Source organism: Pseudomonas sp. WT-JTC, from assembly GCF_056711565.1.
In genome coordinates this window covers 5,329,696-5,354,784 of the sequence record NZ_CM160042.1, presented here as the reverse complement: position 1 = coordinate 5,354,784, position 25,089 = coordinate 5,329,696, and the positions used below count along the sequence as shown (strand labels likewise).

The window sequence follows — 25,089 nt, the reverse complement described above, 5'->3', positions numbered from 1 at the left end:
TCGGTTCCTTGTATTACTTGACACTGTTTCAGCGAATGGTGGCCTTTACCGGGCAGCCGGCGGAAAAACTGCTGCATTACCTGGAGTTGGTAAACACCTTGCCCACCTATCTGACGCCGGAAGACCTGCGCCTGATTCGTGATTCGGCAGCGAGCAAGCTGGCGGAAGTGGTGAAGTGGGGGGTAAGGGAAGTGTTGGAGTGCATTCTCTATATCAGCCCGTCAATGCCGGTCGTGCGTGATCTTTTAGCCCTCGACACATTGATTCGCATTCGAGGTTTGGCATCCAGCAGCGGGCTGGACGCCAAGGCCATTATCGGATTGGGCGCGCTCACCCCGGACAGCGACAAACATGCCTGCCGCAGTGCGGCCGAACATGTACTGGAATGCTTGTCCGAATCGGCGGTACACGGCCAGTCTCAGGTATTCGGTGAAATCGGCCAGAGCGTGACGCACGACATCAGGTGTCTCAACGACACCCTGATCGCTAATGTGAGTAATCAAGTCGCGCTGGTTGAATTGACGTTGCGTGACCTGACCAATCAGGTATTGCCGAATATCACCGTGACCTGGAGCAGTGATCGTCCAGGGCTGATGGAGTCGGTCTCTATCACCGATCATGAGGGGCGCGCGGTGATTCACTTCAAGCCGGAAAAAGGATCCTGGATGGGCGCCGTGCAAGTGAAAGGCACCTACGGTCTGGCTCAAACGGTGTATGCACCGAAAATCCTGATCGACTGCGATGAATTCTCCCTGGGCTTCAGCCTCGACAGTACTGAGGATCCGGGAAAAGACGAGACATTCCTTGCTGGCGGACAGGCGTTTTTCCCTGTGTATGTTCAGCTTGTCGATAGACACGGGAATCCGGGGCGCGGCCGTGCCGTGACATTCGCCGGGAAGGGTGTGGTTGCCGATCCGCTGGTGGTGGTGACCGACGATCAGGGCTATGCCCGAACCAAAGTCAGAAGTATGGAACCGGTGGAAAAGGCCAGTCTGGTGGCGAGCTACAGCACCAAGGATCCCCTCGTCATCAACAACATCACGTTTGTTGACAAGCCGTTCATCAAACTGCTGGAGGCAACCTCGATGGCTGTCGTCGGGCAACCACTTGTGTTGAGTTGTCACGTTATCGGTTTGACCAAGAAGCCGGCGCCTGGTGTGAAAGTCGAGTTCTTCAAAGGAGAAACGAAGCTTGGAGAGGGCACTACCTCGGCCGTGGGGATTGCGCAGTACACCGTGACCACGCCAACCGACGGAGATCAGACCTATATCGCCAAGGTCGAAATGGGCGAGCAACGGCTTGATGTCTACGTGGCTAAAACGGCAGTGATCCATGGTGAGTCTACTGACTTCCTGTAACCGACCTCGACGTTCAACTGCATCTCGCACCCCTGGAGTTGGCTTGGGCCAAGGTTGATGATCAGACTTATGAGCTTTAATCCATCGATGCGTGGGGGGATGCCGCCAGATGCCTACGCAGCTCCGGCCCGCTTCCAGCTTAAATACTGCGTCACCAGGGCCGGGCCCAACTCCCCGGGTCGCGCATCCATCACCAGTACTCCATGAGCGCTCAAGCGCTCATGGAGTTCGGCGCGTGCATTCAGGTAGTCCACGGTCCCGCAATAGGCCAGCGCTTCGGGCAAAGTCTGCACCGGTGACTGACGCTGGGTGTCGAGCACCTCTTCGCGCAGGCTCGCGACCAGCACCTGATGTTGCTGGCTCAGGCGTTTTACTGCCGAGAGCAACTCATCGTCGTCCTCATCCCGCAGGTTGGTCACCAACACCACCAGCGCCCGGCGTTTTTGCCGTGCCAGCAGTTGCGTTACCGCTGCTTGATAGTCGGCGCTGCGTTGGGTGCTGTTCAAGTCATAAACGCTGTTGAGCAGTGTGTTGAGATGGCTGGTGCCTTTTACTGGTGCAAGGTAGCGCGGCTGTTCGCTGGCAAAGGTACTCAGGCCCACCGCGTTGCCCTGGCGTAGCGCGACGTAGCTGAGCAACAGACAGGCGTTGAGGGCGTGATCGAAGTGCGACAGCTCATCATCCTGGCTGCGCATGTGCCGGCCGCAGTCGAGCATGAAGATGATCTGCTGGTCGCGCTCGTCCTGGTACTCCCGGGCAATCGGTGTGCGCTGGCGGGCGGTGGCTTTCCAGTCGATCTGGCGCAGGCTGTCGCCCTCGCGAAACTCGCGCAATTGATGAAATTCCAGGCCCAGGCCCCGTCGTTGTTTCTGGCGTACGCCAAGCTGGCTGAGCCAGTTATCCACCGCCAGCAACTGCCCTTCATAGAGACGGGCGAAGTCGGGGTAGACGCGGGTGGCGTCGGGCAGCTCGAGCAAGCGTCTGTCCGACCAGAGCCCCAAGGGACTTGGCAGGCTGATTTCACAGCGCTCGAAGCTGAAATGACCGCGTTTGAGCGGACGCAGGCGATAACCGGCCAGGCTGTGCTGGCCGGGTTGCAACTCGACTGACAGTGGCAGGTTTTCGAAGCTCAGGCCCGCTGGCACATGGTCGAAGACTTGTACGTTCAGCGGTTGGGCAAAGTCGTGCTCAAGGGTCAGTTGCACTTCGCCCCATCGGCCCAGCGCCAGGCTGCCGGGTAACTGGCGCTTCAGCCGGGGCGATGGCAGGTGCTTCACGCGAACAGCATCCAACAGGGCCAGGGCCAGCAGCGCCAGGAGCAACCCCCAGTTGATCGCCATGAGATTCGCCGGAACCGTGAACTCCAGTGCTTGCAATGTGCCCGACACAATGCCGCAGGCCAGCAGGATCAATAGCCAGACGAGCATCAGACGCGACGGTTTCACAGGCGCGGCGCCGGCACTTGGTCGAGCAACTGCCGGAGCACCTGATCGACATCCAGGCCCTCGATATCCAGCTCCGGTGCGATGCGCACACGATGACGCAGCACGGCCAGTGCGCAACCCTTGATGTCATCCGGAATCACGAACTCACCACCGCGCAGCAGCGCACGGGCCCGGGCACATCGCACCAGCGCGATGGACGCGCGTGGCCCGGCGCCGAGGATCAAGCCGGGCCAGTTGCGGGTGGAGCGGGCCAGGCGCACGGCGTAATCGAGCACCTGATCGTCCAGCGGCAGGTCGCTGGCGATACGTTGCAGGGCCAGTACATCCTTGGCCTGCAACAACGTGCGCATCGGTTGGACATCGAGCATGTCGGCCCGGGTCGAGCGGCTGACCTGACGGACCATGTTCAGCTCCTGTTCGGCGTCGGGGTAATCCATGCGCACCTTGAGCATGAAACGGTCGAGTTCGGCCTCCGGCAACGGGTAAGTGCCTTCCTGTTCGATCGGGTTCTGAGTGGCGAGCACCATGAACGGTTGTCCAATCGGCAATGGACGGCCTTCAAGGGTGACTTGCCGTTCCTGCATGGCTTCGAGCAGCGCCGCCTGGGTTTTCGCCGGGGCGCGGTTGATTTCGTCGGCCAACAACAGGTTGGTGAACAGCGGGCCTTTGCGCAGTTTGAATTGCTCGGTCTGCAAGTCGTACACCGCGTGCCCGGTGACGTCGCTGGGCATCAGGTCCGGGGTGAACTGGATGCGCGCAAACTCGCCGCCGAAGCAGCGGGCGAGGGCGCGCACCAACAGGGTCTTGCCCAAACCCGGTACGCCTTCGAGCAGCACGTGACCGCCGGCGATCAGCGCAGTCAGGACGTCGTCGATCACGCTGTCCTGGCCGATCAAGGCTTTTTGCAGTTCATTGCGTACGGCCTGCGCCAGGTGGCTGGCACGCTGACGTTGTTGAGCGGCATGGCTCGGTACGTCGGGCTCGATCGGTTGACTCATGGGTTCCGGAGCCTCGTTAACAGTTATATTTGTTTTATCTTCCATAAATCAGTCACTTATCTAATCTAACTTTTTTCACGTATTTTTTTTACGCGTGGAACGAGTGAGTGACTGCCAATCTGCCTCATTAAGATCCCTTGGCAACCCTCATTTGAGCGTTCGTCTGAAGTCGAGGTTAGGCCATGACGGCCAGTTATGTTTTGAGGTAGTGCATTCCATATGCACGTTGGGTGACATAGTTAGGAGAGTTTTTCATCGCAGAAGTCTGCTGTTGCCCGATATCAGCCCTTCTCGGAGGGCTGCTTTGGGTTGAAAAGCTGCCGACCATCAAGGGCTGCTACCGACCTGGAGCAGTCGGCGAACAGAATAATGGCAAATTAGTGGCTATGCTTGGTCTGCTGTCGAAACTGTTCAGGCAGTCCGGCAGGCTGCGCGGAAATGACCCGCAACGTGCCCTATGTCACCCGACTATGCTGCGTGAAGCATCCAGTTCAGGGGCGCAAATCCGCAACGGCACTCGGCAAGACATGGAGCAAACCCTGCACCTGCAGGCGCAGGGTTTGGACTGGATCTGTCGGGATCACTCAGGATCGAATCGACTTTCGCTACGGTGCGGCTGGGCACTGCGAAAGCGGGGATATGCTCACCCCAGACATGCTGGCCAAGGTCTGCACGCTCGCCAGAGGCGCAGAAAGAGGCTGAGGAAATTGAAAGGAACAGAACATCTGGCAAAAGTGATTGCCGACGTTCAGTTCTACAATGGAGAGCGAGGAGAATCGTTACCTGAAACGATGATCTCAAACACAGCAAATGAAGATGATTTCGTTTTATCGCTGAAATGTTAAGAGACTGCTTCCGAGGGTAAAAAATTTCACCATGAAATTAGCATCGCCAAATGCATTGCTTAGTGTCGAATGGTTGGTTGGCGTGACACTTAAGACGTATAGCTTCGGTAGCTAATGCTTGTCTCGGGAGCTTCGCTCACGAAAACCAGCGTGAATCCAGAACAGAGAAAAAATTTGGCTAATGCTACGTGCGGTGTGTTCTCAGGTTCAGGTGTCGGCACAAAAGGTTAATAGGTTTCCGAATACCGCTTCTATTGGCCAATTTAGAAGGATTATGTTTGGAGATTGTGAAATGGATTTTTTCAGGAATAAAAGCGCCGCAAAGCAAGACATACCCACCCGTTCAAATAAGCCGCGCTCGACCAAATGGCACCGCATGTACTTTTTTCTTGCGGGGTTCGACGTGCTGGTTGTTGTGCTGAGCGTGCTATTGAATCACCTGATCGTCGATACCTATCACCGCTCCATCAAGGCAAACCAGTCGTGGGTCCAACAGCTGTCGAGCTATTCAACGCTGGGCAGCCTGGCTTCCACAGTCAATGCGCCGGGCAATAATGTGTTCGATACACATAATGTTGAAGCCGAATCGCGGAACATGGATGAAGCCTTGCGCGCCTTCAACGAGCATTTGGCAATGGCCAAAAAACAGTTGGAGGTACGGATCGCCAATGAGGCTGAACACAGTGCAGATATACAAGCCTTTACCCTTGCATTGAAGGATGAGGTGGGTGCAATTGATGCTGCGATGGTCGAAATGGTGAACGAGGCCTTGCTGATCTTTTCCTACTTCAGGGAGGGGCAGTCGGATAATGCCGGCAAACGCATGGCAACGATGGACAGGAAGTTTGCCCTGTTGCTCGCCTCACTCAGTACTGTGCGGGATCGCGTTGGCCTGATTCAAAGCAAGCTCCTGGAGGAGGAGCTTGAGTCGGTCGAAGAACTGCGCCGGGTCGAATACGCGATCATGGTGTTCGTGCTACTGATGGTCAGTGCGGCCGTTATCTACGGGGGCAAGATCAGGCGCGAAATGGAGTCGCAAGCAGCCGAAAGGGAAGGTTATCTGGCAGTGCTGCGCGAAAGCGAGAAGCAGGCCCGCCAGCAAGCATCTCTGCTGGACAAGGCCCAGGACGCCATTGTCGTTCACGGGATGGATAACCGCATCCTGTACTGGAACAAAAGTGCCGAGCGTCTCTACGGTCTGTCAAAGGAGGAGGCACTTGGCAAATCGGCACAGGAGTTGATCTACCAGGGTAGCGCCGCTTTCAATGCGGCCACTAACAGCCTGATAGAAACGGGTGACTGGGCGGACGAAGTTACAATTCGACGCCGGGATGGCTGCACCATCACACTCGAAAGTCATCGAACCCTGGTGCGAGACGATGATGGCCAGCCGCAGTCCGTTCTGTCGATCAATACTGACATCACCCACCGTAAGACCGCAGAGCAAGAGGTCCAGCGTTTGGCCTTCTACGATCAGTTGACCGGGCTGGCCAACAGGCGGCTCATGTTGGACCGGTTACAGCATCTGCTGGCGGGCAGCTCCCGTAGCCTGCATACGAGCGGGATAATTCTCATTGACCTGGATAACTTCAAGGCACTGAACGACACGCTGGGGCATGACAGAGGCGACATGTTGCTGCAGCAAGTTGCTCTGCGCCTTTGCGGCTGCATACGCGAGAGCGACACCGTGGCTCGCCTGGGCGGAGACGAATTCGTCGTCCTGCTGGATGGCCTTAATGAGAATCCTCCAGAAGCGGCTATCCAGGCCAAGACTATTGGCGAAAAGATTCTCAACTCTCTGAATATTTCCTACCAGTTGGATGGATATGAGCACCACAGCACCCCTAGCCTCGGCATTGCGCTGTTCCAGGGGCAGCTGAGCACAGTGGACGATATTATGAAGCGCGCTGACCTGGCGATGTATCGCGCCAAGGCGGCGGGCCGCAATACCATGCGCTTCTTCGATCCGGAAATGCAGGCGGTTGCCACGGCACGCGCCAGGCTGGAAGTAGACTTGCGCCAAGGCTTGCAGGACAACGAATTCCTTCTTCATTACCAGCCGCAGGTGAATAGTGAGGGCCGTATCATTGGCGCAGAGGCACTGATGAGATGGCACAATCCTGAGCGCGGAGTCGTGTTTCCAGGCGAGTTCATTCCATTGGCAGAGGAAACGGGGTTGATTCTGCGGTTAGGCCGTTGGGCGCTGCAGACAGCCTGTACTCAGCTGGTTGCCTGGGCAAAGCATTCGGAAACCGCCCGACTGGGTATGGCTGTGAATGTCAGCGCCCGTCAGTTTCACCATCCGGACTTCGTCGAGGAGGTACTGCAAGTACTGAGACACACGGGGGCCGATCCGAAGAAATTGAAACTGGAACTGACCGAAGGCCTGCTGATAGAGGATATGGAAGGTACTGTCGCCAAAATGATCGAGTTGAAAGAGATTGGCATAGGCCTTTCGCTGGATGATTTCGGAACCGGCTACTCGTCACTGTCATACCTGAAGAGCCTTCCGCTGGATCAACTCAAGATTGACCAGTCCTTCATCAGAGATGTGCTGGTTGATCCCAACGACGCCGCCATCGCCTGCGCGATTGTGAGCCTGAGCCAGATATTGGGGCTTTCGGTGATTGCAGAAGGTGTGGAGACAGAAGCTCAGCGCACCTTTCTGGTCAAGCATGGCTGCCAGACCTACCAGGGCTTCCTGTTTTCCCCGCCACTGCCAGCCGAACAATTTGAGGAGTATGTTCACGAAAGATTAATGGCGAGCACTGATTTCCTACGGACCAAGACTAAATCGCCATAACTTCGCAGGTGCCTGGGAACGTCCGCTTTCGGCTGTGGACTCAACCCAATGCGGACGATGAGAGGTCAACTCAAATATGGCTCGCACCCGCAATTGCCGGAGGTAGCCTCGAACAACTGGCAGGAAGCTCCATCTGCCATCCCCTGCTTGACCAGACATTCCATCCCTTTAGTCTGCCTTAACAGATTCAGGGCCATTAGTTCGCTCCTTGAACAACATTTCAGGCTATGAGCTCGTAAGGGGCTGTCCTCTAAAACAATGGGAATCTAACGCTTGCAAGGTGTCAGATCATAAGGCGTTCCTCAAGGATTGCAGATGGGCGACCTGACGGCTGAATTCAACGCTGGAAAGCCGTTGCTGCGGTCGCGGGCTCATGGCCTGGCTGATAGCGCGTGTGGGTTGGCCGGTCAGGCGTGCGAGCACCAGCCATTGTTCGGCAACGCCGAGTTGTTCAAAGCCGGGATGGCGACGCCGCACACGCCGCAGGATGTCTTGCTGCAAGGCTTGCAGCAGGCCGGCCTGACCGTTGCATCGCAACAGGAAATCGGCACTGGCGCGCAGGTGCTCCTGCAGTTGCCGACGTGCTTTCGGTGCCGGCTCCTGCAATGGTCCCTGCCGCACGCCAAAGTGCCAGAACCCCAGGCCGATCAAGGCGAACAACGCGACCAGCGCCTGGGGAAAATAACGCAGCAGCAAGGTCGGCAGGCTGTCGTGATCGGTGTTGAAGATCAGTGTCACGCGGGTGTCGGCGGTCAGGTACCAGAGCAGCCAGGCGTTGTCGTACCGGTCGATGGCCGGGGTTTTCCACAAGTCGGCATCGGTGACCACGATGATCGAGCCAAGCCCGTGATCGAGCTGCATCATGTGCGTGGCCATGGCGCTGTTGGCCCAGGCCTGGGCAAGGTTTTTCGGGTCTTCGAGATGGAACGCCGTATCGAAACCGGCATAGGCCGGGGCGTCTTCGCCTTCCAGGTAGAGCTTGGTCAGTTGCGGGTACGGATCTTCGCCGACATTGGGTGGCGATGCCTTGAGGTCTTTGCTCAGTAACTGGTGCACTTGCACCCGATCGAGCAGCAGGTCGTTGCTGTGGCCGAGTTTTTCATCCCACAGTGATTCGGCGACGAACAGAAGCCGCCCGCCGGCCCGGGTCCAGTTCATCACCTGGTCGACCTGCCGTGGAGTCATGTTGTAGCGGTCACCGAGCAACAGCAGGCTGTGTTGAGTCGGGTCGAGGCTGGGCAGGATGTCGAGGCCATTGGCGTGGTCGACGCTCAGGCCTTGTTTGCGCAGAAAGAGTTCCGCCGCCAGATAAGGGTTGGCCTTGGCTTCGGGGGAGGGGCCGTGGTCGATTACGCTCTGGTAGGGGGTGGCCTTGAGGTACAGATAAACACTCAACGCAGCCAGCAGCACGGCGATCAACGCCCCGGCTATCGACCCCTGGCGCCGATTCAACGGACAGCCTCCGAGCCGAACAGAATACGCCAGCCGTTACACAGCTCCTGCTGCACCTGGGCGGGTGGCAGGCGATGACCGTAGGCCATGTTTTGCCAGTGCCCGGTGAGATCTTTGCTGTACGCCAGCAGGGCCGGTCGCTGTAACAGCTCAACGCGCTGAAGTACCTGGCCTTCGGTATCGGCGGCCTTGAGTGCGATGTTGAAATCGTGCATCAGGCGGCTGAGCAGGGCGCGATAAAGCAAGCCGAGGGCTTCGCGCGGATGGCTCTGCCAGAGACTTTCAGCGCTGGTGGCGATGTCGGCGGGCAGGGACTCGGGCTTGAGGTCCAGGCCGAACGCCCGCTGCGGTAACGGCCGCGCGGTTTTTATGTCGACGGGCGGTCGACGGCTGACAAAAGCTTGCAACCAGTCGCGATAGCGCCAGATCAACAGGCCGATGGCTCCGATGACGGTGCCCCACAGCACGATTTCAATCAGGCTCGCCAATGCCCCGAAGCGTTGCCCCTCAAGCAGCTTGAGCAGGGCCTTCAACCATTGCGGTGTCTTGCCGTCGTCCCGGGTTTCAGCGCTTGGCCGGTCTTCGCCAAAGCGGTAGCGCGTCACTGTTTCCCGGTTCTTGAAGGGCGGCTGTTCGAGGATCGTCTTGATGCCGTCCCTGGAGGCCTGACTGGTCAGGGGCTGGTCCAGCAAGCGTGGACTGTCGGGTGACATGGCCGGTTCGGCGGCCCATACGCTGTGTGTGCTCGGCATCAGCAAGATCACGGCGATCAACAGGGCCGCGCCTGCACTGGTGAGGCGTTGGCGCATGCGACGGAACACCAGTTCGATATCCCAGGCCTCCAGCACGGTGCGCCGGTTCAGGTAAAAGCTGAAACCGCAGGCGACATAAATCGGTTCCCAGACCACCAGCACCAGTGCATAAAAGGCGTTGGTCAGATGTTCCAGCCAACGCCAGTCCTGGCTGGCCGCAGAGATCAGCGACTGCCAACTCCAGTCGAGCGCGACCTGTTGTGGCAGCAGCAGATAGAACAACACCATCAAGCCGATCCACAGCGTGCCCTCCAGGTGCGCGCCGATGATCGTCAGCCAGCGCGCGGCGCCGGCGTCTCGCTGCAGCAGCACCTGTAAGCGCTGTTGCCGTTGCGCTCCATCGAGGCCTTCAAGTTGCATCACCGGCATCGCGAAGCTGCGATGCAGACTCAGGCGTCGCCAGGTCAGGCTGGCCAGCAATTGCGGTTTGAGCAGGCGTGGCCATTGCTGCAGGGCCTGCTTGAGCGAGGGTGTTTCAGCGAACATGGCTTTGGACAGGATGTACAAGGGCAGGCGTTCGAACGCCGGCTTCAGCCACCAGAAAATGAACACGGCGAGAGAGGGCGAATCCCAGAATCCCCAACTGAGCAGCGCGAAAACGGGCAAGGTGACCATGGCCCAACTGGTCATCAACAGGCGTCGGTGGCGCTGGCTCAGGAGCACGCCGAGGTCCATGGCTTCCCAGGTCGGGCGCGGGCGAATCACCACCGTGGCGTCACTCAGGCGCATGGCGGCGACGTCCGGCAAACACGAGATAAACCACCACCAGCAACCAGAGCGCGGCGCCAACCAGGTACTTGGTCTGGTGCGACGGGCCAGTCTTTGATGACCAGTAGGCTTCGATAAACGCCGCAATCAACAGGAACAGCATGACCCCGCAGACCAGCAGCACACTCTTGCGCGCAGCCAGGCGCAAGGCCTCGGCGCGTGGCAGGCGCCCCGGGGCGACCAACGCCCAGCCCAGCTTCAGGCCGGCGGCACCGGCCAGGGCGATGGCGCTGAGTTCGAAAGCGCCATGGCCGATCACGAATGACCAGAAGGTTTGCCCGTAGCCGACGTAGGTCAGGTGCCCGGCCACCGCACCGATCATCAGGCCGTTGAAGACCAGGTAAAACACACTGCCCAAACCCAACAGCAAACCACTGGCGAAGGTCTGAAAGGCGATGCCGATGTTGTGCATGATGTAGTAGCCGAACATCGCCCAGTCCTCGCTGGCGGCTCGTTGCGCCGTACGCCCGAGGTGCCCGGCAACGGGGTCGTACATGCTTTGCATCTCGCTGACCTGCTCGGCGGGGATCAGGTTGTAGACCAGGTCCGGGTACAGGTACACCAGCAGCGCGAAACCGGCCAGGCTGGCAAAGAACATCAGGCTGGCGGCGAGGACGAAACGCCACTGTTCGCGCACCAGTCGCGGAAAGTCGGCGAGGATGAATGCCAGCATGTTGGCGCCCGGACGGCTACGGTGACGGTAGAGTTGTTGGTGTCCGCGCAGCGCTTGTTGCTGCAGGGAGTCGATCAGAAAACTGCTGTAGCCTCGCTCCCTGGCCAGTGCCAGGTGTTGGCAAAGACGTCGGTAGTCCCTCGGGAAATTGCCGGCGCCGGTGGCTTTCCTGTCGTGCTCCAATTGCTCGAGCAGATGAGCGAACTGTTCCCATTCGGCCTTGTGCCGGTTTTCAAAGAGGCTTTGCTTCATGTCGGCCCCAACAAGCCGCGGGCAATGCCGTTGAGCTCGGTCACCGCCTGCGGGGTCGGGACTTGCAACGGTTGGGCGAGGATCGCAGCCAGTTCATCGGCCCGTGCCCGGGAGAGTTCGCCCTGGCGCTCGGCAAACCCGAGAATGGCCCGTTGTTCGGTGAGCGTCAGGGCAAAGGCCGGGCGGCGGGGCTGGGCCTCGGGGAGTTCGGGGCGGGTATGCGATTGTTCGCGGTAGATCACCAGGGTACCGGCGGCGATATCGCCCAGGCGCTTGAAGTGAGGGTGTTGCAGGCAACTGATGGCTCCGAGGAAGTAACCGAACGGCAACAGGTCGACAGCGCGCAACAGGTTGCGCAGCAGCGACGCGGACCAGCCGACCGGGGTGCCATCGTCATGCACCACCCGTAATCCCATCCATTGCTTGCCCGGCGAGCGGCCGTGGTTCAGCACCTCGAACAGCACCATGTACCACCAGCTCACCACGAACAGCAGGATCGAGCCGAGTCCGGCCCCCAGTTTACCGAGCATCGCCAGTGCAATGAACAGCACGCCCAGGACCAGGCCGCGCAAACCAAGGTCGATAGCGAACGCCAGCGCACGGACCATCAACCCGGCCGGGCGCAGTGGCAGGTCGACGCCCTCCGGCGTTTCGACCTGGTACCGCGTATCCAGCGGTGGTGACAGCGGCGCATTCCCTGGCAGTGCTGTGGTCTCGAGCATGGGCAACCTGACGATGTGGCCTGGATCGGGATTGTGTATCCATTCGATGCTAGCAGCCTATTCGAGGGGGCGGCGGGGGGAAACGACATGACTATGTAATGCATGGCGAGTCGCGCAAGGTGCTTGAATGACAAGACTACTGGCCGGGGCGGGAGGTGAACGCCTAGACTTTGCCGATCTTCTGTTCAGGAATCGCCCGTGACCTCCATCTTCTGGTACGACTACGAAACCACTGGCATCAATCCCCGTTGTGACCGTCCATTGCAAATGGCCGGCCTGCGCACCGATTTCGATCTCAATGAAATCGACGAGCCGGTCAATCTCTACTGCCAGCCCAGCGACGACATCCTGCCGCATCCGGCTGCCTGCGCGATCACGGGAATCACTCCCGGACAACTGCAGGCGCAAGGCTTGAGTGAAGCCGACTTCATGACCCGGGTGCATGCCCAGCTCGCGGCACCCGGTACCTGTGGCGCGGGGTATAACACTTTGCGTTTCGACGACGAAATGACCCGCTACAGCCTGTACCGAAACTTTTTCGACCCTTATGCGCGGGAGTGGCAGGGTGGTAACAGCCGCTGGGATCTGATCGATGTGGTGCGCGCTGCCTATGCCTTGCGCCCCGATGGCATCGTCTGGCCGACGGACGACGAGGGGCGGGTCACGCTCAAGCTTGAACGCCTGACCGCTGCCAACGGCATCGATCATGGCAATGCCCACGAAGCGCTGTCGGACGTTCGCGCGACGATCGCCCTTGCACGCCTGATAAGGGAAAAACAGCCAAAACTGTACGACTGGCTGTTTCAGTTGCGCAGCAAGCAAAAAGTCATGGACCAGATACGACTGCTGCAACCAATGGTGCATGTTTCCGGGCGTTTTTCCGCCGCGCGCAACTATGCAGGTGTGGTGTTGCCGCTGGCCTGGCACCCGCGCAACAAGAACGCCCTGATTGTCTGTGACCTGCACCTCGATCCCCAGGGCCTGCTCGACCTGGATGCCGAAAGTTTGCGCCAGCGCTTGTATACCCGCCGCGACGAACTGGCCGAAGACGAGTTACCGGTGCCGTTGAAGCTGATTCACATCAACAAGTGCCCGGTGGTGGCCCCGTTGTCGGTACTTCGCCAGGAAGATCAGCAGCGTCTGGGGCTGGATATGGCGCTTTATCAGCAGAGGGTGTTGCAGCTCAATGACGCCCGGAAAGTTTGGCAGGATAAAATCCTGGCGATTTATGCTCGCGAAGATTTTTCCCAGAGCAAGGATCCTGAGCAACAGTTATATGATGGATTTATCGGTGATCGGGATCGACGCTTGTGTGAACAAGTCAGAACCGTTGATCCGATGCAATTGGCACAAGAGCAGTGGCCTTTCGATGACGAACGTCTGCCGGAATTGCTGTTTCGATATCGCGCACGCAACTTTCCCGATACGTTGAGTTCCGAGGAGCAAGAACGCTGGCGAATATTCTGTCAGAAACGTTTGTCAGATCCCCAATGGGGGGCACCAAATACCCTTGAAGTTTTTGTAGAGACCGCGGCCCAATTGAGCGTAAGTGCTACTCCGTTTCAGCAGGGGGTGCTCAGTGAGTGGCAGGATTATGTCCAGGGACTACGCCTGCGTTTGAGTCTTTGAATTCGAACATGCCGGGGCTAAAACACCGCGCATAAATAACGCCAGCATTTGCTGGCGTTATTTTTTGTCACGGTTCCGTCTGCGACAAGCTCCGGGGCTTAGCCCAGCAGGGTAGCCCAGCCTTCTACCACGTCACCGCCCCACTTGGCTTTCCACTCTTTCAGAGTCTTGTGGTTGCCACCTTTGGTTTCGATGACTTCACCGTTGTGCGGGTTTTTGTATTGTTTAACTTTGCGAGCACGCTTGGTGCCGGTAGTTTTCACTGCACCGCCGCGTGGTGCCTTGGTTTTGGATTCTGGATCCAGCAGCGCGATGATGTCACGCAGGGACTTGGAGTATTCACCCATCAGGGTGCGCAGTTTGCCTTCGAATTCCAGCTCGGTTTGCAGTTTGTCGTCTTGGGACAGGTTCTTCAAACGGGCTTGCAGCTCTTTGATAGCTTCTTCGGTGGCGCGATATTCGTTGATCAAGGACATGTGGACTACCTTATGTTGTGCGCTGGATGGCAGGTGACAGTGCGGCAATAATAGTCACGGTGTTTCATCAAGTAAACATTTAGGCCAACTTTATTTAATTTAACTGCTGTGTCTTTGGCGTACATTGGTAATGCATTTATTAGTGTGGTCCGGGTCTGACAGATATACATAAATTAACAAATGACCGGTACCGCTAGAGCATCCGGGCGAACCGGCACTGGGGCTGTCCACCCTGCCGGACCGACCTTCGGGCAGGGCGAAACGTCAACAATACTGCAGTTTTGCTGCGCAATCGCTAGAATGGCGGCCTTTGCGAAGTTCTGGAGTTTCCCCCTCATGCGCACTTTTCGTCTGGTGATTTCTTGCCCGGACCGTGTTGGCATCGTTGCCAAAGTCAGTAACTTTCTGGCATCACACAACGGCTGGATCACTGAAGCGAGCCATCACTCGGACAATCTCAGTGGCTGGTTCTTCATGCGTCACGAAATCCGTGCCGACTCCCTGCCATTTGGTATCGAAGCGTTTCGCGAAGCCTTTGCCCCGATCGCCGAAGAGTTCTCGATGGACTGGCGCATCACCGATACCGAACAGAAGAAACGCGTGGTGCTGATGGCCAGCCGCGAGTCGCACTGCCTGGCCGACTTGCTGCACCGCTGGCACAGCGATGAACTGGACTGCGAAATTTCCTGTGTGATTTCCAACCATGATGACTTGCGCAGCATGGTGGAGTGGCACGGTATTCCGTACTACCACGTCCCGGTCAATCCGCAGGACAAGCAACCGGCGTTCGCCGAGGTTTCGCGCCTGGTCAAGCAGCACGATGCCGAAGTGGTGGTGCTTGCCCGTTACATGCAAATCCTGCCGCCGGAGTTGTGCAGCGAATACGCGCACAAGGTCATCAACATTCACCACAGCTTCCTGCCGTCGTTCGTCGGTGCCAAGCCGTACCACCAGGCCTCCCTGCGTGGCGTGAAACTGATCGGCGCGACCTGCCACTATGTGACCGAAGAGCTGGATGCCGGCCCGATCATCGAGCAGGACGTGGTGCGCGTCAGCCACAGCGACAGCATCGAAGACATGGTGCGTTTCGGCCGTGACGTCGAAAAAATGGTGCTGGCCCGTGGCTTGCGTTATCACCTGGAAGACCGGGTGCTGGTACACGGCAACAAAACCGTCGTCTTCTGACAGACCTGCGGCACTGTTGAAATTCGAAGGGCCTGGGCGTTCAATCGCTTCAGGCCCTTCGCCGTTTCTGCACCGAGGACAAAACCATGGCCGATCCACTGGACAAAGCCACATCCAAGGCTCCCGCCACGCTGGGCGAGGGTTGCCTGAGCCGCTACGACCCGGATGACATGGGGCCTGAAACCGGAACGGAGTTCCCTGACGCCGCGCAGTTGTGGGAAAAGTTGCAGCAGGAGTCCGAGGACAAACCCAAGCCAGCCTGAGTTTCATCAATTTCTTCAGCAGCGGCCTGCCCAACAACAGCAGCCCGTGAATCATGCGGCACGACCCGGTCGGTCGTTTTGCAATACCAGCCACTGGGCCTTGGTCATCGCAACCCTTCCGTTGTCGAGCAGGCGTTCCAGGGTTTGTAGCCAGTATCGGCGCGAGAATTCATGGCGCATGTCCACCGGGTGCAGGCCCAGGCGAATCACCGGGGCCTGCTGCCAGCGGTGCTCGCGGCGATCGCTGACGAGCTTCGATACGCCCCGGCGCCAGGCACTGCGCCCACTCCAGACCAGCCCGGGTGCCTCGATCGCGGTGAAATCCGGCAATCGGTATAAATGCTGCGAGTCGCTGGTGTAACTCAACGGCAATTGGCGCAATGCCTGGCGAGTACCTTGGCTCATCAGCCAGGCAGGGGCGACGAACCCTTCCAGCGGCCAGTCATGGCGGTGGAACATCTCGATTCCCGAACGCAGGCGGGCGAGGGCGGCTTCTGCTGACAAACGGTAAAACTCGCCTTCGTGGGTGTAGACCCGACGCATGAACCAGTCGCGGGGATTGCGGGTCATCGGCCCGTCATCGCAGTGGTAGTAGCCATGCAGTGCCAGTTCGTCGCCGCGGGCAACCCTGGCGCTGAGCTGGCGGCAAAATTGCGGATGGGCGTCCAGATCGTTGTGTTTGTGGAAATCCGGTACCACCAGCCAGGTGATCGGCACGTCACCCAGCGCGTCGATGGCTTTGAGGAACGGCTGGTAATCGGTCCAGGTTGGCGGTGCCACATCGTGCAGTACCAGTAGCAAACCGGGTTTGTTCATGGGCTCAACCATTGGCGGTTAGTGGCCATTGGCTGCCGAGCACGGCGTGGTAGTGGCGCAGCAAGCTGTTGACCACCGTGTCCCAGGCGTAATGCTGTTCGACATGTATCCGTGCCTGTCTACCCAGCGCTGTGGTGCCCGACCCGAACAAATCTCGAACGGCGGTGGCCATCGCGGCAGGATTGTTTGGTGCGCAGAGGCGGCCGCAGTCCTCGGTGACGATTTCCTCGAAAGCCCCGGCTGCCACGGCCACCACCGGAATGCCGCTGGCCATGGCCTCCAGAATGACCAGACCGAAGGTTTCCTGATCGCCGGCGTGCAGCAATGCATCGGCGCTGGCCATCAGGCGGGCCACCTGCGCCGCCGGACAGAACTCGTCGATCACCGTCACGTTGGACGGCACGGCTGTGGGCATCGACGAGCCGACCAGCAGCAGGTGATAGCGTCGACCCAGGCGTTGCATGCAGTCGAGCAGCACCGGCAGGTTTTTTTCCTTGGAGCCGCGCCCGGCGAAGATCAGCAACCGGGTGTTTTCGTCCAGGCCCAACCCGGCCCGCAGCCCGGGGTCCCTGGCTTCGGGATTGAAGGTTTGCAGGTCGACACCGAGCGGCTGCACGAAGACATTCCTGACCCCAAGCCCGGTAAGTTTGTCGGCCATGACCCGGCTGGGCGCCAGGACCCGGTCGAAGTTGCCATAGAGCTTGCTGACATAGGCCTCGACGTTGTTGGTCGCCCAGTTGCCCATGCGGTTGCGGACCAGTAGCGGCAGGTCCGAGTGATAAAAGCCGATGACCGGCACGTCGAGTTGGCGCCGCGCATCCAGCGCTGCCCATGCGGTGAGATAGGGGTCGCCGACTTCGATCAGATCGGGTTGCAGGTCTTGCAGGACATTGCGCCAGGGCGCGAGGCGCAGAGGGAAGCGATAGCCCTTGCCGAAGGGCAGGGCAGGGGCAGGAACGGTGAAGATGCCGTCCTGCTCACTCAAGGAGGGTCCAGGGATCAGCAAGCTATGGCGAATGCCCGGCTTGATGCCCAGGCGACGGTGCTTTGCATCCAGATAAGTACGCACGCCACCGCTGGCTGGGGCATAGAACATGGTGATGTCAGCGATATGCACGATGAACGGTCCTCCAGGCCCGGTACTCCCTTGGTTGACCTATATGAAGGATAGATGTTCGGTTGGGGGTGTGCGGGCGGGGGAGTCAGCGGGGTTTTGTAGTGTTTGGCAGGCCGCTATCGCGAGCAGGCTCGCTCCCACAGGTTCAGTGACAACTTTGTGGGAGCGAGCCTGCTCGTGAAGGGGCTGGTTCGATCGCTAAATACGGAAACTGCCTACCAACTGCTTCAGTCGTGCCGCCTGCTGCTCAAGGTCCGAGCACGCGCGCAGTGTCGATTGCAGGTTTTCCACACCTTCCTGGTTCAGCGTGTTGATCTCGGTGATGTCGACGTTGATCGACTCCACCACGGCGGTCTGCTCTTCGGTCGCGGTGGCGACCGACTGGTTCATGCCGTCGATTTCACCGATACGCAGCGTCACGCTGTTCAGGCGTTCGCCCGCGAGGTTGGCGATTTCCACGCTGTCCTGGCTGTGGCGCTGACTGTCGCTCATGGTGCTGACCGATTCACGGGCGCCGACTTGCAGCTCCTCGATCATGGTCTGCACCTGTTGCGCCGATTCCTGCGTGCGGTGTGCCAGGTTGCGCACCTCGTCCGCCACCACGGCAAAACCACGACCGGCTTCACCGGCGCGCGCGGCTTCAATCGCGGCGTTGAGCGCCAGCAGGTTGGTTTGCTGGGAAATGCTGGTGATCACTTCGAGAATCTGCCCGATGTTCACCGTTTTGCTGTTCAACGATTCGATATTGGTGCTGGAAGCGCTGAGCATGCTCGACAGCTTATTCATCGCGACAATGCTGCGATCCACCACTTGCTGGCCGTCTTCGGCCAGGCTGCGGGCATCGCTGGCCTGGCTCGAGGCCTGAGCGGCGTTGCGCGCGATTTCCTGAGCGGCGGCGCCGAGCTGGTTGATGGCGGCGGCGACGCTGCTGGTGCGCGAGGCTTGCTGGTCAGAGTTGAACATCGACGAGTTGGAAGCCGCGACCACGCGCAAGGCAACTTCGTTGACTTGCCCGGTGGCCGAAGACACTTCGCGGATCGAGCCGTGGATACGCTCCACAAAACGGTTGAACGCGGTGCCGAGGCTGCCGAATTCATCGTTGTTGACGATGGTCAGGCGCTTGGTCAGGTCGCCTTCGCCGTCAGCGATGTCGGCCATGGCGCGGGTCATGACGTGCAATGGCTGAATCAGGATGCGAATCAGCATGCCGAGCAGGGCGATGATGATGGCCACGGCAATGATGGTCGCGACAACCGCGGAGGTGCGGAATTCGCTGAGCTTCGAGAAGGCTTTGCCCTTGTCGACCGACAGGCCGATGTACCAGTTGACCGACGACAGGCCCTTGATCGGGGTGAAGGTCACGATGCGGGTTTTGCCGTCGACCTGGATTTCACTCAGGTCGCTGCTGATCGCGGGCGTATCTTGCGGGTAGACATCCTTGAGCGTCTTCATCGCCAGCGCTTTGTCGGGATGTACCAGGATCTTGCCATCGGCGCTGACCAGGAAGGCGTAGCCCATGCCATCGAAATCCAGCGCATTGAGGCTGTCGGCGATCACTTGCAAGCTCAGGTCGCCACCGACGACACCGATGTTCTGTCCATCCTTGATCACGCTATTGACGATGGAAATCACCAGTTGGCCGGAGGCCAGGTCCACATAGGGTTCAGTCAACGCCGAACCGCTGGTGCCTTGGGCGCTCTTGTACCAAGGGCGCGCACGAGGGTCATAGCCGTCGGGCATCTTGCTGTCCGGGCGAATGATGAAAGAACCGTCCTTGCTGCCCAGGTAGGCACCCATGAAAGTCGAAGTCACGGCTTTTTGCACCAGCAGACTGGATACGTTGCCCGCCTCGGGATTGAGTGCGACGGTTTGCGCCAGGTTTTCTATCAACAGGCTGCGCCCGTTCAACCAGGTCTGGATGTTGTTGGCAGTGACGCTGCCCATTTCCTGCAGGTAATTGTCCAGGTCCTCACGAATGGCATTGCGCTGCAAATAATCGTTGTACAGCGTGAATGAGGCGAAGGCGGCAATAACGATGAGAGCGGCGGCAAGCAGGATTTTATGGCTGAAACGCAGATTTTTGTTCATGGCTTGGGGTTCCGCTAAGGTCTTTATGTCCAGCGCGTGCTTTTATGAAGGGACGCGCAACGGGCAAGGTTGAAAGCAAGTGAATTTTCCGACTCTCCTTAGGGAAATTTCTGACCAGATCGTGTCTGTCTGCTTTGTCGTTATTTCTATCGGCCGTGTAGGACCAAAGATTAATCATGGGTGACCAAATGCCTGATTCATTGCAACTCGTTATCGGCGCCGATCCCAAGGGGCAGCCAATCGCCCAGGCCATGCGCCTGGCGAACCGCCACGGTTTGATCGCGGGCGCGACCGGCACCGGCAAAACCGTCACCTTGCAACGAATGGCCGAAGCCTTCAGCGATGCCGGCGTGGCGGTGTTCGCCGCCGACATCAAGGGTGACCTGTGCGGCCTCGGTGCCGCCGGTAACCCCCAGGGCAAGATCGCCGAGCGGATTGCCGGGATGCCGTGGCTCAACTACAAGCCTCAGGCTTATCCGGTGACGTTGTGGGACATACACGGTCAGTCCGGTCATCCTTTACGCACAACCTTGAGTGAAATGGGGCCGCTGCTGCTGGGCAGCCTGCTGGAACTGACCGACAGTCAGCAGTCGGCGCTGTATGCGGCGTTCAAGGTGGCGGACCGCGAAGGTTTGTTGTTGCTCGACCTCAAGGATCTGAAGGCCCTGCTCAATCACCTGCGGGACAACCCCCAGTTGCTGGGCGACGATGCGGCATTGATGACCACCGGCTCCAGCCAGGCGTTGCTGCGGCGACTGGCGACCCTGGAGCAACAGGGCGCCGAGGCCTTGTTCGGCGAGCCGGCGCTGCAACTCGAAGACATCCTTCAACCCACCGCGGATGGCCGCGGGCGCATTCATCTGCTGGATGCCAGCCGTCTGGTGCATGAAGCGCCGAAAGTCTACGCGACGTTCCTGCTGTGGCTGCTGGCCGAGCTGTTCGAGCAACTGCCTGAGCGGGGCGATGCTGACAAACCATTGCTGGCGCTGTTCTTCGACGAAGCCCACTTGTTGTTCAACGGTACGCCGCAGGCATTGCGTGACCGTCTGGAACAAGTCGTGAGGCTGATTCGTTCGAAAGGCGTGGGCGTGTATTTCGTTACCCAGTCACCGGGTGACCTGCCGGATGACGTGCTGGCTCAGTTGGGCTTGCGCATCCAGCATGGTTTGCGTGCGTTCACCGCCAAGGAGCAGAAATCCCTGCGGGCAGTAGCGGACGGCTTCCGGCCAAACCCGGAGTTCGATGCCTTGTCGGTGCTGACTGAACTAGGGATCGGCGAAGCACTGGTCGGCACCCTGCAAGAAAAAGGTACGCCGGAAATGGTCCAGCGGGTGCTGGTAGCACCGCCGCAATCGCGGATCGGGCCGTTGACCGGTACCGAGCGTACAGCGCTGATTGCCGCTTCGCCGTTGCAGGGGCGTTATGACAAGCCGATTGACCGTGAATCAGCCTATGAGGTGCTGATGGGGCGCAAGGGCCTGGCACCGGATCCTGAAGCGGTGCCGGGCAAACCAGTGGCTGAAGAACCGAGCTTCACCGAGCAGGCCGGGGAATTCCTTGGCACGGCGGCAGGGCAGGCGTTGAAATCGGCGATGCGCCAGGCGGCCAATCAGCTTGGGCGACAGCTGGTGCGCGGGTTGATGGGGTCATTACTGGGCGGCAGTAAACGCCGCTAGCTTGAGCGGAAACAGTCAATGTGGGAGCGGGCTTGCTCCGGGCGGCGTTCCGACGAATGCGGTGTGTCATTCAACGAAAATGTCGACTGGTAAACCCATTCGCGAGCAAGCCCGCTCCCACATTGGTCCGATGTCAGGTTCTGGTTTTGGCGTGCGCCGCCAGTCGCTCCAGCGCTGCCCGCAGGTTTGGGTCGCTGATTCCGTCGGCCGTGGCCTGAATGGTCGCGGCCGCATCGTTCGACAGGTCCATGGTGTGCCCGGCTGCGCCCCGCTGGACGGTAGGCGGCTGCACCTTGAACAGGATTCGCGTGAGATTGTTGAACTCGTCAAACATCTGCAATTGCCGCTGCAGGCGCTTTTGCTGGTAACGCAGGCGAGTTGCCCAATGGCCGTCAGTGACAATCAGCAACAAACTGCCTTCGCGCCAGGAAGCCACGTGGCAATGCTCGCGAGCGGCGGGTTGCAATTGGCTTTCGAGCAAACGTTGCAGATGACCCAGGCGTTGAGCGTGGCCGAGAATGGCTTTCAGCGGCTTGGCTTCGCGTAGTAGAACGGCAGGTACTTTGGCCGTAAGTGGGCGAAATGCCATGATCAGACACCTGAAGTAACAGAGACGCCATGGTAGCAGAAAGCACCGAATGCACCCGCCCTTGCTTTTGTGGACGCTTTACCCATTAAATCAACAACTAACTTCTGCCTTGAACGGCTTGAAGTTGAGCAAAACGCCCTTATTTTAAGTGAGCCCCGTCAAAGCGCTGTGCCAGCATCGTGGAATATCGCCACTTTCCTCTCCATCGTTTCCGGGTAGAATGCTCGTTCGCATGCGGCCATGAGGGCTGCACGGGCGACTCACGGGGCCGCCCTCCATCCCTTTAGTGTGGAAGATCCTGCCGATATGTTTGCGCCTTTGTTAAAGAAACTTTTTGGAAGCAAGAACGAGCGTGAAGTCAAACGCATGCTCAAGACGGTGCAACTCGTCAATGCCTTCGAAGAGCAAATGGTGGCCCTTTCGGACGATCAATTGCGTGCCAAGACCAGCGAGTTCAAGGCCCGCATCGCCAAAGGGGAAACCCTCGACAAACTGCTGCCAGAAGCCTTTGCGGTTGCCCGCGAAGCCGGCAAGCGTGTCATGGGCATGCGCCACTTCGATGTCCAGCTGATCGGCGGCATGACCTTGCATGAAGGCATGATCGCGGAAATGCGTACCGGTGAGGGCAAGACCCTGGTGGCAACACTGGGTGTTTACCTCAACGCGCTGTCCGGCAACGGCGTGCACGTTGTGACGGTGAACGACTACCTGGCCCGCCGTGACGCCAACTGGATGCGCCCGCTGTATGAATTCCTCGGCATGACGGTCGGCGTTGTCACGCCGTTCCAGCCACCGGAAGAGAAGCGCGCTGCCTACGCCGCCGACATCACCTACGGCACCAACAACGAATTCGGTTTCGATTACCTGCGCGACAACATGGCGTTCAGCATGGAAGAAAAATTCCAGCGCGAACTCAATTTTGCCGTGATCGACGAAGTCGACTCCATCCTCATCGACGAAGCCCGTACGCCGCTGATCATCTCCGGTCAGGCCGAGGACAGCTCCAAGCTGTACATCGAGGTCAACAAGCTGATCCCGCAGTTGAAGCTGCACGTCGAGGAAGTCGAAGGCGAAGTGACCCAGGCCGGTCACTACACCATCGACGAGAAGACCCGTCAGGTCGAACTCAACGAAGCCGGTCACCAGTACGTCGAGGAAACGCTGACGCGTATCGGCCTGCTGGCTGAAGGCGAGAGCCTGTATTCGGCGCATAACCTGAGCCTGTTGACTCACGTTTACGCCGGCCTGCGCGCGCACAAGCTGTTCCATCGCAACGTCGAATACATCGTGCAGGACGGTCAGGTGGTACTGGTCGACGAGCACACCGGTCGTACCATGCCGGGTCGCCGTTTGTCCGAAGGTCTGCACCAGGCCATCGAAGCCAAGGAAAACCTGAACATCCAGGCCGAAAGCCAGACGCTGGCGTCGACCACCTTCCAGAACTACTTCCGTCTGTACAACAAGCTGTCCGGCATGACCGGTACGGCCGACACCGAAGCGTTCGAGTTCCACCAGATCTATGGCCTGCAGGTCATGGTGATTCCACCGAACAAGCCGCTGGCCCGTAAAGACTACAACGACCTGGTGTTCCTGACTGCCGACGAGAAATACGCGGCAATCGTGGCCGACATCAAGGAAAGTATGGCCGCCGGTCGTCCGGTGCTGGTGGGTACCGCCACCATCGAAACCTCCGAGCACATGTCCAGCCTGCTCGTGAAGGAAGGCATCGAACACAAGGTTCTGAACGCCAAGTTCCACGAAAAGGAAGCCGAGATCATTGCCCAGGCCGGTCGCCCGGGCGCATTGACCATCGCCACCAACATGGCCGGTCGTGGTACCGACATCCTGTTGGGCGGTAACTGGGAAGTGGAAGTGGCTTCCCTGGAAAACCCGACCCCTGAGCAGATCGCCCAGATCAAGGCCGACTGGCAGAAGCGTCACCAGCAAGTGCTCGAATCGGGCGGCTTGCAGGTGATTGCGTCCGAGCGTCACGAATCGCGCCGTATCGACAACCAGCTGCGTGGTCGTGCCGGTCGTCAGGGCGACGCCGGTTCCAGCCGCTTCTACCTGTCGCTGGAAGACAGCCTGATGCGCATCTTCGCCTCTGACCGGGTGAAGAACTTCATGAAGGCCCTGGGCATGCAGCCTGGCGAAGCGATCGAGCACCGCATGGTGACCAACGCCATCGAAAAGGCCCAGCGCAAGGTCGAAGGCCGCAACTTCGACATTCGCAAGCAACTGCTCGAGTTCGACGACGTCAACAACGAACAGCGTAAAGTGATCTATCACATGCGTAACACGTTGCTGGCCGCCGACAACATCGGCGAGACCATCGCTGACTTCCGTCAGGACGTGCTCAGCGCTACCGTCAGCGCTCACATTCCTCCGCAATCGTTGCCTGAACAGTGGGACGTCGCCGGTCTGGAAGCTGCGCTGCAGAGCGATTTCGGTGTGACGCTGCCAATCCAGCAATGGCTCGACGAAGACGATCACCTGTACGAAGAAACCCTGCGCGAGAAGCTCATGAACGAGCTCATCGCGGCGTACAACGAGAAAGAAGACCAGGCGGGCGCCGAAGCGCTGCGCAGCTTCGAGAAGCAAATCGTTCTGCGCGTTCTGGACGACCTGTGGAAAGACCACCTGTCGACCATGGACCACCTGCGTCACGGTATCCACTTGCGTGGTTATGCCCAGAAGAACCCGAAGCAGGAATACAAGCGCGAGTCCTTCACCCTGTTCTCCGAGTTGCTGGATTCGATCAAGCGCGATTCGATCCGTGTGTTGTCCCACGTTCAGGTTCGCCGCGAAGACCCGATCGAGGAGGAGCAGCGCCTGCGCCAGGAAGCCGAGGCATTGGCCGCTCGCATGCAGTTCCTGCATGAAGAGGCTCCAGGCCTGGAGCAACCGGAAGTGTTGGGCGAAGAGATTGACGTTGCGCTCGCTGCTGCACCGGTTCGCAACGAGCAGAAGCTGGGTCGCAACGAGCTGTGCTACTGCGGTTCGGGCAAAAAGTTCAAGCATTGCCACGGGCAGATTCAGTAAAACCCGTATCAAACGCTGAAATACCCGCGCCGCGACCGGCTTCTGCCGTCGCGGCGTTTTACCATTCGAACCACCGTTTC

18 protein-coding genes and 1 pseudogene are annotated in these 25,089 nt (G+C 59.0%); 7 read left to right on the top strand and 12 right to left on the bottom strand.

Translation table 11 applies throughout. The features are described 5' to 3' along the window. Positions 1-35: 35 nt before the first annotated feature. The gene (locus AC06G5_RS24280; protein WP_480458479.1) at positions 36-1,358 is read left to right on the top strand and encodes an Ig-like domain-containing protein; all 1,323 of its coding nucleotides are present in this window, start codon (positions 36-38) and stop codon (positions 1,356-1,358) included. Positions 1,359-1,471: 113 nt separating this feature from the next. Here AC06G5_RS24280 and AC06G5_RS24275 read toward each other — a convergent pair whose 3' ends face one another. Beyond that, positions 1,472-2,803: a DUF58 domain-containing protein gene (locus AC06G5_RS24275; RefSeq protein ID WP_413425256.1), complete on the bottom strand. Its 1,332-nt coding sequence runs from the start codon at positions 2,801-2,803 to the stop codon at positions 1,472-1,474. After that, entirely contained in the window at positions 2,800-3,801 is a 1,002-nt protein-coding gene (locus tag AC06G5_RS24270; RefSeq protein ID WP_413425258.1) for an AAA family ATPase, read from the bottom strand. Before AC06G5_RS24270 ends, AC06G5_RS24275 begins: the two co-directional genes overlap by 4 nt. 1,137 nt (positions 3,802-4,938) lie before the next feature. Here AC06G5_RS24270 and AC06G5_RS24265 point away from each other — a divergent pair. After that, entirely contained in the window at positions 4,939-7,449 is a 2,511-nt protein-coding gene (locus AC06G5_RS24265) for a putative bifunctional diguanylate cyclase/phosphodiesterase (RefSeq protein ID WP_413425260.1), read from the top strand. 288 nt (positions 7,450-7,737) lie between these two features. Here the strand turns inward: AC06G5_RS24265 and AC06G5_RS24260 are convergent, their stop codons facing one another. The 4 genes from AC06G5_RS24260 to AC06G5_RS24245 are packed head-to-tail and all read right to left on the bottom strand — an operon-like array spanning position 7,738 to position 12,128. Beyond that, positions 7,738-8,901 carry a DUF4350 domain-containing protein gene (locus AC06G5_RS24260; protein ID WP_413425262.1) on the bottom strand — a complete coding sequence of 388 codons (1,164 nt, stop codon included), beginning with the start codon at positions 8,899-8,901 and terminating at the stop codon, positions 7,738-7,740. Continuing rightward, the gene (locus AC06G5_RS24255) at positions 8,898-10,442 is read right to left on the bottom strand and encodes a DUF4129 domain-containing protein (protein ID WP_480458476.1); all 1,545 of its coding nucleotides are present in this window, start codon (positions 10,440-10,442) and stop codon (positions 8,898-8,900) included. The genes AC06G5_RS24260 and AC06G5_RS24255 overlap by 4 nt, the downstream gene beginning before the upstream one ends. After that, positions 10,429-11,406: a stage II sporulation protein M gene (locus AC06G5_RS24250; protein ID WP_413425266.1), complete on the bottom strand. Its 978-nt coding sequence runs from the start codon at positions 11,404-11,406 to the stop codon at positions 10,429-10,431. The genes AC06G5_RS24255 and AC06G5_RS24250 overlap by 14 nt, the downstream gene beginning before the upstream one ends. Then, complete coding sequence (locus tag AC06G5_RS24245) at positions 11,403-12,128, bottom strand: RDD family protein (RefSeq protein ID WP_413704095.1); 726 nt, start codon at positions 12,126-12,128, stop codon at positions 11,403-11,405. The genes AC06G5_RS24250 and AC06G5_RS24245 overlap by 4 nt, the downstream gene beginning before the upstream one ends. A 198-nt stretch (positions 12,129-12,326) precedes the next feature. On the opposite strand from AC06G5_RS24245, the gene sbcB reads away from it, so the two are divergent. Further along, a complete protein-coding gene (gene sbcB / locus AC06G5_RS24240) occupies positions 12,327-13,757 on the top strand; it encodes an exodeoxyribonuclease I (protein ID WP_413428827.1) in 1,431 nt (476 codons plus the stop codon). A 98-nt stretch (positions 13,758-13,855) separates the two neighbouring features. On the opposite strand, the gene mvaT is transcribed toward sbcB, so the two are convergent. After that, positions 13,856-14,233, bottom strand: a complete 378-nt coding sequence (gene mvaT, locus AC06G5_RS24235; RefSeq protein WP_007933316.1) for a histone-like nucleoid-structuring protein MvaT — start codon at positions 14,231-14,233, stop codon at positions 13,856-13,858. A gap of 336 nt (positions 14,234-14,569) precedes the next feature. On the opposite strand from mvaT, the gene purU reads away from it, so the two are divergent. Together purU and AC06G5_RS24225 are read left to right on the top strand one after the other, a co-directional pair. Next, complete coding sequence (purU, locus tag AC06G5_RS24230) at positions 14,570-15,418, top strand: formyltetrahydrofolate deformylase (protein WP_007993692.1); 849 nt, start codon at positions 14,570-14,572, stop codon at positions 15,416-15,418. Positions 15,419-15,504: 86 nt separating this feature from the next. Continuing rightward, entirely contained in the window at positions 15,505-15,681 is a 177-nt protein-coding gene (locus AC06G5_RS24225) for a hypothetical protein (protein WP_413428828.1), read from the top strand. Positions 15,682-15,732: 51 nt separating this feature from the next. Here the strand turns inward: AC06G5_RS24225 and gpgD are convergent, their stop codons facing one another. From gpgD to AC06G5_RS24205, 4 genes and pseudogenes are all read right to left on the bottom strand, one after another. After that, positions 15,733-16,509: an N-acetylglucosaminyl phosphatidylglycerol deacetylase gene (gpgD, locus tag AC06G5_RS24220; RefSeq protein ID WP_480458474.1), complete on the bottom strand. Its 777-nt coding sequence runs from the start codon at positions 16,507-16,509 to the stop codon at positions 15,733-15,735. Then, positions 16,502-17,614: an N-acetylglucosaminyl phosphatidylglycerol synthase gene (gpgS, locus tag AC06G5_RS24215; protein WP_480458473.1), complete on the bottom strand. Its 1,113-nt coding sequence runs from the start codon at positions 17,612-17,614 to the stop codon at positions 16,502-16,504. The genes gpgD and gpgS overlap by 8 nt, the downstream gene beginning before the upstream one ends. A gap of 198 nt (positions 17,615-17,812) precedes the next feature. Beyond that, entirely contained in the window at positions 17,813-18,577 is a 765-nt protein-coding gene (locus AC06G5_RS24210; protein WP_480459926.1) for a methyl-accepting chemotaxis protein, read from the bottom strand. Between the two features lie 93 nt (positions 18,578-18,670). Further along, a pseudogene (locus AC06G5_RS24205) lies at positions 18,671-19,702 on the bottom strand (HAMP domain-containing protein); the annotation flags it as partial. Between the two features lie 188 nt (positions 19,703-19,890). Between AC06G5_RS24205 and AC06G5_RS24200 the strand changes: the two are divergent. Next, a complete protein-coding gene (locus AC06G5_RS24200; RefSeq protein ID WP_413425947.1) occupies positions 19,891-21,378 on the top strand; it encodes a helicase HerA-like domain-containing protein in 1,488 nt (495 codons plus the stop codon). A 133-nt stretch (positions 21,379-21,511) separates the two neighbouring features. Here the strand turns inward: AC06G5_RS24200 and AC06G5_RS24195 are convergent, their stop codons facing one another. Next, the gene (locus tag AC06G5_RS24195; RefSeq protein WP_057396259.1) at positions 21,512-21,967 is read right to left on the bottom strand and encodes a DUF721 domain-containing protein; all 456 of its coding nucleotides are present in this window, start codon (positions 21,965-21,967) and stop codon (positions 21,512-21,514) included. A gap of 306 nt (positions 21,968-22,273) precedes the next feature. Here AC06G5_RS24195 and secA point away from each other — a divergent pair, with 306 nt between their 5' ends. Then, positions 22,274-25,009: a preprotein translocase subunit SecA gene (gene secA, locus AC06G5_RS24190; protein WP_413425949.1), complete on the top strand. Its 2,736-nt coding sequence runs from the start codon at positions 22,274-22,276 to the stop codon at positions 25,007-25,009. Positions 25,010-25,089 lie beyond the last annotated feature (80 nt).

Excerpts from the sequence above, each read along its gene's own strand:
- AC06G5_RS24280 (WP_480458479.1), top strand. The coding sequence starts at position 36 with ATGGTGGCCTTTACCGGGCAGCCGGCGGAAAAACTGCTGCATTACCTG.
- AC06G5_RS24245 (WP_413704095.1), bottom strand. The coding sequence starts at position 12,128 with ATGCTCGAGACCACAGCACTGCCAGGGAATGCGCCGCTGTCACCACCG.
- AC06G5_RS24195 (WP_057396259.1), bottom strand. The coding sequence starts at position 21,967 with ATGGCATTTCGCCCACTTACGGCCAAAGTACCTGCCGTTCTACTACGC.
- purU (WP_007993692.1), top strand. The coding sequence starts at position 14,570 with ATGCGCACTTTTCGTCTGGTGATTTCTTGCCCGGACCGTGTTGGCATC.
- AC06G5_RS24200 (WP_413425947.1), top strand. The coding sequence starts at position 19,891 with ATGCCTGATTCATTGCAACTCGTTATCGGCGCCGATCCCAAGGGGCAG.
- secA (WP_413425949.1), top strand. The coding sequence starts at position 22,274 with ATGTTTGCGCCTTTGTTAAAGAAACTTTTTGGAAGCAAGAACGAGCGT.
- AC06G5_RS24270 (WP_413425258.1), bottom strand. The coding sequence starts at position 3,801 with ATGAGTCAACCGATCGAGCCCGACGTACCGAGCCATGCCGCTCAACAA.
- mvaT (WP_007933316.1), bottom strand. The coding sequence starts at position 14,233 with ATGTCCTTGATCAACGAATATCGCGCCACCGAAGAAGCTATCAAAGAG.
- AC06G5_RS24250 (WP_413425266.1), bottom strand. The coding sequence starts at position 11,406 with ATGAAGCAAAGCCTCTTTGAAAACCGGCACAAGGCCGAATGGGAACAG.
- AC06G5_RS24225 (WP_413428828.1), top strand. The coding sequence starts at position 15,505 with ATGGCCGATCCACTGGACAAAGCCACATCCAAGGCTCCCGCCACGCTG.
- gpgD (WP_480458474.1), bottom strand. The coding sequence starts at position 16,509 with ATGGTTGAGCCCATGAACAAACCCGGTTTGCTACTGGTACTGCACGAT.
- AC06G5_RS24265 (WP_413425260.1), top strand. The coding sequence starts at position 4,939 with ATGGATTTTTTCAGGAATAAAAGCGCCGCAAAGCAAGACATACCCACC.
- AC06G5_RS24210 (WP_480459926.1), bottom strand. The coding sequence starts at position 18,577 with ATGTTCAACTCTGACCAGCAAGCCTCGCGCACCAGCAGCGTCGCCGCC.
- AC06G5_RS24255 (WP_480458476.1), bottom strand. The coding sequence starts at position 10,442 with ATGCGCCTGAGTGACGCCACGGTGGTGATTCGCCCGCGCCCGACCTGG.